Source organism: Protofrankia sp. Cj3, from assembly GCF_917627355.1.
In the GTDB taxonomy this organism is placed as follows: domain Bacteria; phylum Actinomycetota; class Actinomycetes; order Frankiales; family Frankiaceae; genus Protofrankia.
The window spans coordinates 17579-28689 of sequence record NZ_CAKJTR010000056.1; the positions used below are offsets into that span (position 1 = coordinate 17579).

Below are 11111 nucleotides of genomic sequence, written 5' to 3' on the forward strand. Positions count from 1 at the left end.
AGGCCCGAACTCGGTGGGGATATCCGTCATTACCGGCCGGCGCCCCGGTACGCTCGCCGCGTGACCCGTGCCGCACAGACAGATCCGGATCCCCGCCCCAGCGGCCTACCGGCTAGTAACGTCGAAATCCCGGCGAACCCGGCTGCCGACGACCACCCGGTCACCGATGATCTGGCCCTGGCCCTGGCCCTGGCGGATGCCGCCGACGCCATCACGATGGCCCGTTTTCAAGCTGTTGACCTGCTGGTCGAGGCAAAGCCCGACGCCACTCCCGTGACCGACGCCGACACCGCGGTGGAGGCGATGATCCGGGCCCGGCTGGCGCGGGTCCGGCCCGGCGACGCGGTCCTGGGCGAGGAACAGGGGCTGGTCGGTGAGGCCCGGCGCCGTTGGGTGGTCGACCCGGTGGACGGTACCAAGAACTTTGTCCGCGGGGTGCCGGTGTGGGGGACGCTGCTCGCTCTCGAGATCGACGGTACGGTCGTCGTCGGTGTGGCCAGCGCGCCCGCAATGGGCCGGCGCTGGTGGGCGGCACGCGGTCACGGGGCTCACACCCGGACGGTGGCCGGCGAGATCCGTTCACTGGCCGTGTCAGCGGTGACAGACCTTGCCGACGCCTACCTGTCGTTCGCCTCCATCGAGAACTGGTCGGCGGCCGGTCGGCTGGAGCCCTTCCTCGATCTCGTGGCCGCGGTGTGGCGGACCCGGGCCTTCGGTGACTTCTGGTCGCACATGATGGTCGCCGAGGGAGCTGTCGACCTTGCCTGCGAGCCCGATGTCTCGCTGTGGGACATGGCCGCCCTCCAGGTGATCATCGAGGAGGCCGGGGGCACCTTCACGGATCTCACCGGACGCCCTGGGCCGGCCGGTGGCTCGGTTCTGACAACCAACAGCCGGCTGCATGCCCGGGCGCTGGATATCCTGAACCAGCCTTCCGTGCGGTGACCCGTACCGCGCGCCGTCCGATCGGCTTTGCCCATCGGGGCTCGCCCGCGCTGTTCCAGCGGGAGAACACCGTAGCGGCCTTCCAGCGGGCGTTGGCGGGCGGTGCCGGTGGGCTGGAATCGGATGTGTGGCTCACGGCGGACGGCGTGGCGGTACTGCACCATGATGGCGTGCTCGGACCGCCGGGCCGGCGCCGCCGGCTCAGCGAGACACCGGCCGCGGCGCTCCCGGGGTGGCTTCCACGCCTGGCCGGCCTCTACGCCGCCTGTGGCAACGCCTTCGAGCTCAGCCTGGACCTGAAGGACCCACCCGCCACCGCGCGCCACGCCGTGCGCGCGGTGGTCGAAACCGCCCGCGCGGCTGGTGCGGCGGACCGCCTGTGGCTGTGTGGGGATCTTGACGCGATCCGCTCCTGGCAGTCGATCATCAGCCTGGAGGCGCTGGATGACACGGTGAAATTCGTGAACTCCGCAGCCAGCCGGGAGATCCGCTCCCACCGGGCGATCGGCGGAGGCCTGGAGGCGTACGCGCGACGTGCGGCCGCCGCCGGAGCCACCGTGCTGAACCTGCGTGCCAACGACTGGTCCGCCGCGATGGTGCCGTTGGTGCACGCTCACGGGCTTCTTGCGTTCGGCTGGCATGCCCAGTCGTCCCGAGCCCTGAACCGCCTGCTGGGATTCGGCGTGGACGGTGTCTACTCCGACCACCTCGGCCGGCTTGTACGCGCCACCAACGACGAAGCAACAATCGCGCGTACACGTCACGTGCAGTGACCAAAAAACAACGCCCGATCATCGCCGACAGGAAATAGTCGGCGCAAAATCCAATCACTCAATAAAATCCGAACACAACCGCCAGCACAATCCCCCGCACTGCGCAGAGTGACCAGCTCGACGCATTGGCGTGACCTCGGCCAGGCCTGGTTCACCACCCTGGTTCACCGCGGGTGAATGAGTCCGAGCCGACCACATTCGCATAGCCGAGAGTGCATATTTCATGACTGGCGCCGCTTCGTCGAAACGTTCACTCCTCGGCAGCCACTTTCAGCATCTGCGCCGGAAATCCCGTCCGTTCCGCTACATGTTCGACAGAGTAACCCTGCCGTACCAGGTCACGAGCCTGCTCAAGGGTCCAGCCACGGCCGGGGTCAACCCGGCGAACGACGACCTCACCTGCCTGGCGACGCTCTTCCGGCCAGCTCAGACGCGCACGACGTGCCAACGGTCGACCTCCGATATATCTCTGACTTCAGTTACTACAGCGAGGATAGGCCATATTGGCATGACCGCGCCCGACGAAGTCCACGATAGCGGGCCGCGGTGTCCCAATGCGATAGCGGGTTGGAACAAAGAAGTGGCATCTGTCTCGACGATCCGGCGCGGTAGCCGGTTGAGCGGGATGAAGCGGGTATCATGTGCGGTCAGCGGCGTACGGGTCACGAACCGATCCGCGGTTGTTCGCTCCGGAGAACGTTCCATGGCTCCCAGCCAGTATGAACCTCCCGGGCCAATGGACGCACGGTCATGGCTCTTCCCACAGCTCCGCGGACCTACGGAACCCTGGCTGGGCACCCCGGACGAGGCCGCGCCGAAGATACTGCCCACGATCGGTGGATCCCGGCTCGCCGGCTTCCGTACGCTCGCCGGTGGCGAATCCTCACTTTCCGCCGTGTCTTGTTCACCTCGGCCCACGCGGGACCGGCCCTTCCCCGTGACGGGTGCCGAGCGGCGTGCTCGAAGCCGCGGCCAACGCGCTTTCCTCACCGGTGGCCGCTCTCATCCGCCGGCTCCGGCTTCGGCCCGGCGGCTGCTGCGGGCGACACCCGCTGGAACGCATCAGATCCCGCCACTGGCGAGCCGAGTACGTTGCCGGGCGAGTCGAGGACAAAAACTCCTCCAGCACCGTCCGAAAGCGCTCCGGGTTACTGCGATGCGGGAAATGCCCGGCGTCCGCGAAGATCTCCAAGCGGCTGCCGGGCATCGCCGCGTGCAGGATCCGCGCATGTTCAGGCGGGATCACCGCGTCATGCCCACCCCAAATGATCAGAGAAGGCATTCCGGCCGCGAGGTAACAGCGGTCCAACATCGTGATTGCCTGGCCATGGCCGTCCACGGCGGTCCGCAACGTCCGGAGGAATGCCGCTCGAGCGGTGTCCACATGCAGATCTTCCAAGGTGCGCATGAGGTCGTCGACATCGCGCCCCAGATCGGTGTGCAGCCAGCGCAACGCCCGCGTCACCGCCCAACCGATATGGCGCAGGGATGCCGTGGTAAGCAGTGAGAGCACCGCTCCTGAACCTGGAATCGCCGCGGCCCGCAGCAGCGGATGGATGTCGGAACGCACTCCCCCGGTGGCTACCAGCACCACCCGCTCGCACCGTTCGGGAAACTGATAGGCGAACTGCATGGCCACCCCGCCGCCCAGGGAGTGGCCGACCACCGTCACCCGGTCGATGCCGAGTACCGTCAACAGGTCACGCATTCCGCAGGCGTATCCACCAATGGAATAGTCGCCCCGGGGCTTGTCCGACCGGCCGTGCCCGAGAAGATCCGGCGCGATCACCGTTCGGCCGCGGGCAAGCAACGGAATGAGGTCCGCCCAGGTCTGCGAACTGTCCCCGATCCCGTGGATGAGCAACAACGCCGGTCCGTGCCCGGCACGGATGTAAGCCCGACGATATCCGTGCACGGTTACATACCGTATGACATAGCGGGAGGAGCCGGGTGGGCGTGCCCGCTCCGTTTCCGCGCCGGTCGCGGTGCCGGTAAGGTCATCTGGACGATCCGTGGGCACACGTGCCAGGTCACCCGCAACGCGGATACGAGTTTCGCGCATAGCCGCCCTCCGCCTACTCGTCCAGGCCGGCTGGCGGGCAAACCAGACAGTAAAGCCACCAACCAGGTCCGGAAAACCCGTCTTCGGCCTATTGGTCCCACAGCGCCTCCGGCGGGCGCGACGGGACCAGCATCGCGCCGGCTTCGGCTGGTTGGCACCCTGTGCACCTCGACAACGCGGGGATCACCCTCCCACCGCCTTGAGGACGTGTTCCGGAAGCCAGCTGTCCGGCCCGCCGCGTCCAGGCGGCCCCTGGCCGAACGACGACTTCCGAAACACGCCATAGCGCGACCGGTAACAGGGACATGGCGGCGCGAGGCTGGGGCACGTACCTCGCCGCGTTGTCACCGGTCGTTCGTGGCCGCTCAAAACTCGATGTTGCTCATCACGTGCTTGATCCGGGTGTAATCCTCGAGGCCGTAGACTGACAGATCCTTCCCGTATCCGCTCTTCTTGAAGCCTCCGTGCGGCATCTCGGCAACCAGCGGGAGGTGGGTATTGATCCACACGCAGCCGAAGTCCAGCCGGCGGGCAACCCGCATCGCCCGGGAGTGATCACGTGTCCACACGCTGGCCGCGAGCCCGTATTCGACTCCGTTTGCCCAGGCCACGGCCTCGTCCTCAGAACCGAACCGCTGGACCGTCACAACCGGCCCGAAGATCTCTTGCTGGATCAGCTCGTCATCCTGGCGCAGGCCCGCGATAACCGTCGCCGGGTAGAAGAACCCGGAGCGGTTCAACGGCGCCCCGCCGGTGAGCACCTCGGCATGCCTCGGCGCGCGATCCACCATTGCCTGCACGCGGCCGAGCTGACCGACGTTGTTCAACGGGCCGTAGGCTGCGCTCGGCTCGTCCGGGCCGCCGGTTCTGGTCGCTCGTGCCTGTTCGGTCAGGGCCGCGACGAGATCATCATGGACGCCCGGCGCGGTTAGAATCCTGGTGGCGGCGGTGCAGTCCTGCCCGGCATTGAAGTAGGCGGCGCCCGCGATCCCCGCCGCGGCCGCGGCGACATCGACGTCGTCAAAAACGATCACCGGTGCCTTGCCGCCCAGTTCCAGATGGACCCGCTTGAGGGTGCCGGCCGCCGCCTGGGCAACCTCCATGCCGGCCCGGACACTGCCGGTGACCGACGCCATCGCCGGCAGCGGGTGAGCGATCAGGGCTCGGCCGGTGTCCCGATCACCGCACACCACATTGAGGACGCCCGCGGGCAGGAACTCGGCCGCGATCTCGGCGAGCAGCAAGGTGCTGACCGGGGTCGTCTCCGACGGCTTGAGCACCACGGTGTTGCCCGCGGCGATCGCCGGCGCGAGCTTCCACACCGCCATCATCAGCGGGTAGTTCCACGGGGTCACCTGCGCGCACACGCCCACCGGCTCGCGCCGCGTAAAACTTGTGTACCCGGTCATGTACTCACCCGCCGACCGTCCCTCGAGCAACCGGGCCGCACCGGCGAAAAAGCGGATCTGATCCGCGGCGGGCGGAATCTCCTCGGCCAGGGTGAGCGCGATCGGCTTCCCGGTGTTCTCGCACTCCGCCCGGACGAGGTCGTCCGCGCGTTCCTCGATGGCGTCAGCGAGTGTGAGCAGGGCTCTGGCCCGCTCACCCGGTGTGGTGGCGCGCCAGGATTCGAAGGCGTCCGACGCGGCCCGCACCGCCGCGTCCACATCAACCGCGCCGGATACCGGTGCCTCGGCGAAGACCGCTGCCGTGGACGGGTTCACCACGGGCGTCGTCCGCCCGTCCATGGCCGCGACGCTGGCACCGCCGATGAAATTCGTGAGGATCTTATCCATACGCACTCCGCATCACGCCCCTTACCTGGCGAATCCGGCTAATCCAGCTAACTTGGCCAACCTGGCTCATCCGGCTAACCTGGCTGTCCGCCGCCGGTGGTGCCGGCGAGGTCACGGGCCAACGCCGCGAAGGAGTCGAGGTAGCGGTCAACATCGGCGTCGGAGTGCTGCACCGACAGCGTCCACTCCTCCTCCCGGCCCGGAGCCATCAGGACGCCCCGATTGGCGTTGTAGAGCCAGGCGAGCTCCGGCAGAGCCGGATTCTGGAGCGCCATGAAGGACGTGTAGTCGCGGATCGGGGCATCGGCGAAGTGCACACACCCCTTGGAGCCGATGCCGACCGTGTAGCCAGGCAGCTCGTGGCGCCGGAGAATGTCATCGCAGCCGGCGATGAGCCGGTCGCCCAGCCGATCGAGATGGGCATACGCCTCCGGGGTGAGGACCTCCAGCAGGCTGGCCCGGGCAGCGGCCATGACCAGTGGGTTGCCGTTGAACGTCCCCACCTGTTTGACCCGGCCGCAGGCAACGGCCGCCATGATGTCCGCCGTGGCGCCGATGGCCCCGGACGGCAGCCCGCCGCCGAGCGCCTTGGCCAGCGTGATCATATCCGGCAGCACGCCGAAGCGTTCGGTGGCGCCCCCGGCCGCCACGCACAGACCGGTCTTGACCTCATCGAAAATCAATATCACGCCGTGCCGGCGAGTGATGCTCCGGACAGCCTCCAGATAGCCGGGCTCGGGCAGGACCACGCCGAGGTTCATCATGGCCGGTTCCATGATCACACAGGCTGGCGGACGCCCCTCGGCCACCAACGCCTCAATCCGCCGCTCCATGGCCGGGGCGTCGTTGAACGGCACCGGCACAGTCAGATCGATCACTGTCGATGGAATGCCCTCGCCGTAGGCAAGCGACGCCATGTGATCGACGGGGCCGATGTCCTCGTAGGGGGTCCCGATCGAGACCATCACGTAGTCATGATGACCGTGGTAGGAACCGAAAATCTTGACGATCGTCTCGCGTCCGGTCACCGCCCGGGCGATTCGGATCGCATCCATGGTCGCTTCCGACCCCGAGTTGACATAGCGCCACTGCGGCAGCCCGAAGCGACGGACCAGTTCCTCACTAACGATCACCGAATCCTCGGTCGGCATCGCGAAGTGGCTGCCCAGGCCTATCCGCTCACGCACCGCGCGAACAATGGCCGGGTGCGCATGCCCCTGCACCATCGAGCCGAAACCATTGTGGAAGTCGGAATACTCGGTTCCGTCGACGTCCCACACCAGCGAGCCCCGCCCGTGCGTCAGGTAGATCGGCCAGGGGTCGCGGGCCTGGTAGGACGACGGCACCCCACCGGTCATCGACCGCAGCGCCCGGTCGTGCATCGCCCGGGAGCCCGGGGTGCGTTCGGCCAGCCGGCGCTCCTCCTGCCGGGTGAGGGCAGCAGCGCGCTCGGCGATGCCGGCGGGCGCCGCGTATGCCCTCGACTCGGATATCGTCCCGCCCATGTTCCCGCTCCCCTTCCGGTAGCCAGGTACGGAAAGCGTAGCCCGCCCCGGCCACCGACAAGGGAATCCACGGAACACTCGAGCGGGGAAAATGCCGGGCCCGCACCGCGTGTTCCGCTTCGCGCAACCGTGCGACTGCCACCACCCGAGATCCGCTCCTGCCGTTCAGGACCCGATAAGGAAGACTTTGTCCCAGGAACGTAAGCCGAGCGTCGCGAGGGCCGCGCCGGAACCCCTCCTCGACGACATCAACAAAGCAATCATCGAACAGCTCCAGGAGGATGGCAGGCGCTCCTATGCGGCCATGGCCACGGCCGTGGGCCTGTCCGAGGCCGCGGTCCGCCAGCGGGTCCAGCGGCTGCTCGACTCCGGGATCATGCAGATCGTCGCGGTGACCGACCCGCTGCGGGTGGGCTTCCGGCGTGAAGCCATGATCGGCGTCAAGGTGTCGGGCGACGCCCGGGAGGTGGCCGACATCATCGCGGCGCTGCCGGAGGTCGATTACGTGGTGCTCACCGCTGGATCGTTCGATCTCCTGCTGGAGATCGTCGCCGAGGATGATGAGCACCTGCTGTCATTGATCAACGACAGCATCCGCGCGCTGCCGCAGGTACGGGAGACCGAGACGTTCGTGTACCTGCGCTTGGTGAAGCAGACCTACACCTGGGGCGCGCGCTGATCCGAACGGTTACGCACGGACACGACTCAACGCGGGGATGGACGCGCCGCGGGGACAGATACCGCATAGCGTGGACCATCCAGGAAAGGAGCCCGATCACCGTGCACATCACGCCGTCAAGGACCGGTGGCTCCGCCGCTGGTACCGATCCGACCACGGCGCCGTACCCGCTCCTGCACCCCTTTGCCCGCCCGGCGGCAGCCCAGGACTCGTTCATCCGGATCGTCTCCGGCAGGGGCGCGCACGTCGTGGACGACTCCGGCCGGCGCTACGTCGATGCCCTGGCGGGCCTGTGGTACTGCGCGGCCGGGCACGGCCGCACAGAGATCATCGAAGCCGTGACGGCGCAGCTGCGCACGCTGGACGCCTTCCACCTGTTCGAACGCTTCAGCAACCCGCCGGCGGAAGCGCTCGCCGAGCGGCTCGCCGAGCTGGCGCCCATGCCCGCTGCCCGGGTGTTCCTGACCTGTGGCGGATCGGAAGCGGTGGACACCGCCATGAAGATCGCCCGCCTGGCGCACGCCGTCACCGGCGAGCCGGAACGAACGATCATCATCAGCCGATCGCCGAGCTACCACGGCGTGACCTACGGCGGCATGAGCCTGACCGGGCTTCCCGCGAACCAGGCCGGCTTCGGTCCCGGTGTCGGCAACATCGTCCACGTGGGCAAGGACGACCTCGACGCGGTGGCCGACGTCATGGCGAGCAAGCCCGGCCGGGTGGCCGCGGTCATCGCCGAGCCCGTGATCGGGGCCGGCGGCGTGTATCCGCCCCGCCCCGGCTACCTCACGGGCCTGCGGGATCTCTGCGACGCCCACGGCGCCTTCCTGATCATGGATGAAGTGATCACCGGTTTCGGCCGGCTGGGCGGCTGGTTCGGTGCTCAGCACTTCGGCGTCCGGCCTGACCTCGTCACGTTCGCGAAGGCCGCGACCAGCGGCTATCAGCCCCTTGGTGGCGTACTCATCGGCCCCGCGGCGCACGAGCCGCTGCGCCGCCCGGACGTCGTACTGCGCCACGGCGGCACCTATTCCGGGCATCCGGCGGCGTGCGCCGCCGCGCTGGCCAACATCGCCGTCCTCGAGACCGAGGACCTGCCAGGCCGGGCATCCGTGATCGGCGAGCGCCTCGCGGCCGGGCTGCGGGCGGTAGCGAGCACGCACGGTCTCAGCGACGTCCGCGGCCACGGCGCGATGTGGGCGGTGGATCTGCCCGACGGCCCGACCGCCACCGAGATCCGCGACCGGATGCTCGCCCATGGTGTCATCGTCCGGCCGCTCGGCACCTCCACACTGGCCTTCTGCCCCCCGCTGGTCATCGACCTCGCCGACGTGGACCTGCTCTCGGCCGCCCTCGCCGCGGCCCTGTCGGGCCAGTGAGCCCGCACAGCGTTGAGTGGCCGGCGGCTGGTCAGGTTTGGTAGATCGGCTGGAACAGCGCATTCCACTCGGCGGCCTCGGCCCTGTCCAGAACGCGGTAACGGCGCAGCCGGGCAAGGTCTGAACGCGTGGGAAAAACCAGCGAGCTGTTGGCCGTGGCGGTCAGCTGGGTCCGCTGGTCGCCGCTGGCCGCGACCGCGTCTCGCAGGATCCGGTCACGCGCGAAGGGGACGGGCGTGATGTAGTTGATCCCCTCGGCGAGCTTCGCGGCGACGTCGGGCTGGTAGGCGAAGTCCATAAAAGTGATCGCATCCACCGGATGGGGCGCGGTGACCGGGATGCACATGCTGTCCGTCCACAGAATCCCGCCCTCCTCCGGAACGACGAACCGCAGGTCCGCCCCTTCGGAATTGGCCTGGAAAATATCACCCGACCATGCCATGGACAACCACACCTCCCCTTTCTTGAGTGGCTCGATGTAGTCCTGCTGGTAGTAGTTGCGGACGATATGATCGGCACGCTGTCTGCGCAGGGCATCGGCGGCTTTGTGCCAGTCCGCCGGAGTGGAGGTCTCCGGCATGATGCCCAGCCCCACCAGAGTGAAGTTCGGGAGATCCCGAACATCTCCGAACATCCCGACCCGGCCCGCAAAGGCCGGGTCGAACAGATCGTTGAAACTCCTGATCTCACGGCCGGTGCGGTTCAGGTCGTAGGCGATCCCCGTGATTCCCGACTGCCAGGCAACCGTGAACGTGTTGTCCCGGTCATAGGACGGGCTCACGACGGTCTCGTCGGCGTTGGCGTAGAAGGTGGGCAGCCGGTTCCTGTCCAGCGGCGCCAGGTAGTTCAGCCGGATGAGCTCCGCGAGCACCTGGCCGTTGGTGATGACCATCAGATCGTGGCCGATCGGACGCCCCGCCTCGAGTAACGACTGGATGCCCGCGTAGAACGACTCGTCGTTGTCGATGACCTCACGGTAGGAAACCGTGATTCCGGTTGTCCGGGTGAACAGATCAAGCGTCGGGTGGCCGTTCTTCTGGCCGGGGAACGTGTCGATGTACAGCGGCCAGTTCGCGAAGTCCAGATGGCCCGCCCTGCTCCGGCCGGCCCAATAGTCGGTGACGGAGCGTTCGGGCAGGGGGCTCGGCCCCGTCGGCGCCGGTGGCGGAGCCGCCTGTTGCGATCCGCACGCGGCCAGCAGGACGCCGCCGCCCGTCAATATGCCGGCCAGCCGGAGGAGCTCCCGCCGTCCAAGGGCGGCCTGGGCACCCGCAGGCCCAGACCGCGGCGCTGCCGGCTGTCGCATCGCCATCCGTGGCCTGGTCAGGCCGCGCAGCAGAGCCGGGTGACATGAATTATTTGGATCATTCCGATGATTTCCAAGCACGTCGACGGCGGGCCGTTCGGACATCGTTGACATCGCAGCCATCCTTTTGCGAACTGTTGCTTGACAGTCGAACTACCGGTGGCACAAAAAATCAGAACTCCCTTCGCCGACATTCAACTGCGTGTCCGTATCGTCACTATCGGGACCACAGTGTTGCCGGATGTCACCGGAACGACAGCGGGAGTCCAACGGGATCGCGAGGATGCCGCTGGACCGGTCGCGTTCTGGACGCCGAGCCAGGACAACCCCGACCGGCCAACGGGAGTCCAACAAGTGCGTCGGCCAAGACCAACTCGGTTCGGGAGGAGTGGATGACCATGACCCTGGTGCGCCACGATCCACATGATGGCGTCCTCACTACCCGGATCGGCCAGGCTGAGATCACCGTCCGGCCGGAACCACCCGCGGCCTCGGGGCAGGCCGCGGTGGTCCTGCTGCGGCTGGACACGCCCATGCTCGACACGATGTCCGCCGCGTACCTGACGCCTGAAGAAGCTCGCGCCCTCGCCGACGTACTGCTGCGATCAGCCGACCTGCTGCGTCCGGCGAGCCCGTGGCACCCCCCTCGGCCCTGAGCTGAGCCCG

Annotated in this window: 9 protein-coding genes; 5 read left to right on the forward strand and 4 right to left on the reverse strand. The window is 67.7% G+C overall.

The genetic code is table 11. The annotated features are described in order from the left end of the window. Window positions 1–126 precede the first annotated feature (126 nt). Window positions 127–945 (forward strand): histidinol-phosphatase, encoded by an 819-nt coding sequence (gene hisN, locus MJ783_RS10100; protein ID WP_239310137.1) that lies wholly within the window; start codon window positions 127–129, stop codon window positions 943–945. Next, entirely contained in the window at window positions 942–1718 is a 777-nt protein-coding gene (locus tag MJ783_RS10105) for a glycerophosphodiester phosphodiesterase (protein WP_239310126.1), read from the forward strand. The genes hisN and MJ783_RS10105 overlap by 4 nt, the downstream gene beginning before the upstream one ends. 904 nt (window positions 1719–2622) lie before the next feature. On the opposite strand, the gene MJ783_RS10110 is transcribed toward MJ783_RS10105, so the two are convergent. The 3 genes from MJ783_RS10110 to MJ783_RS10120 all read right to left on the reverse strand — a co-directional run bounded on the left by MJ783_RS10110 (window position 2623) and on the right by MJ783_RS10120 (window position 7081). Next, window positions 2623–3780 carry an alpha/beta fold hydrolase gene (locus MJ783_RS10110; RefSeq protein ID WP_239310127.1) on the reverse strand — a complete coding sequence of 386 codons (1158 nt, stop codon included), beginning with the start codon at window positions 3778–3780 and terminating at the stop codon, window positions 2623–2625. Window positions 3781–4145: 365 nt separating this feature from the next. Then, window positions 4146–5576, reverse strand: a complete 1431-nt coding sequence (locus MJ783_RS10115; protein ID WP_239310128.1) for a gamma-aminobutyraldehyde dehydrogenase — start codon at window positions 5574–5576, stop codon at window positions 4146–4148. 74 nt (window positions 5577–5650) lie between these two features. Then, window positions 5651–7081 carry an aspartate aminotransferase family protein gene (locus MJ783_RS10120; protein ID WP_239310129.1) on the reverse strand — a complete coding sequence of 477 codons (1431 nt, stop codon included), beginning with the start codon at window positions 7079–7081 and terminating at the stop codon, window positions 5651–5653. A 187-nt stretch (window positions 7082–7268) separates the two neighbouring features. On the opposite strand from MJ783_RS10120, the gene MJ783_RS10125 reads away from it, so the two are divergent. After that, a complete protein-coding gene (locus tag MJ783_RS10125; protein WP_239310130.1) occupies window positions 7269–7760 on the forward strand; it encodes an Lrp/AsnC family transcriptional regulator in 492 nt (163 codons plus the stop codon). Window positions 7761–7861: 101 nt separating this feature from the next. Next, window positions 7862–9139, forward strand: coding sequence for an aspartate aminotransferase family protein (locus MJ783_RS10130; RefSeq protein WP_239310131.1), 1278 nt, complete (start codon window positions 7862–7864; stop codon window positions 9137–9139). A 31-nt stretch (window positions 9140–9170) separates the two neighbouring features. On the opposite strand, the gene MJ783_RS10135 is transcribed toward MJ783_RS10130, so the two are convergent. Further along, a complete protein-coding gene (locus MJ783_RS10135) occupies window positions 9171–10559 on the reverse strand; it encodes a spermidine/putrescine ABC transporter substrate-binding protein (RefSeq protein ID WP_239310132.1) in 1389 nt (462 codons plus the stop codon). 284 nt (window positions 10560–10843) lie between these two features. Between MJ783_RS10135 and MJ783_RS10140 the strand changes: the two genes are divergently transcribed. Further along, window positions 10844–11101: a hypothetical protein gene (locus MJ783_RS10140; protein ID WP_239310138.1), complete on the forward strand. Its 258-nt coding sequence runs from the start codon at window positions 10844–10846 to the stop codon at window positions 11099–11101. Window positions 11102–11111: the final 10 nt, after the last annotated feature.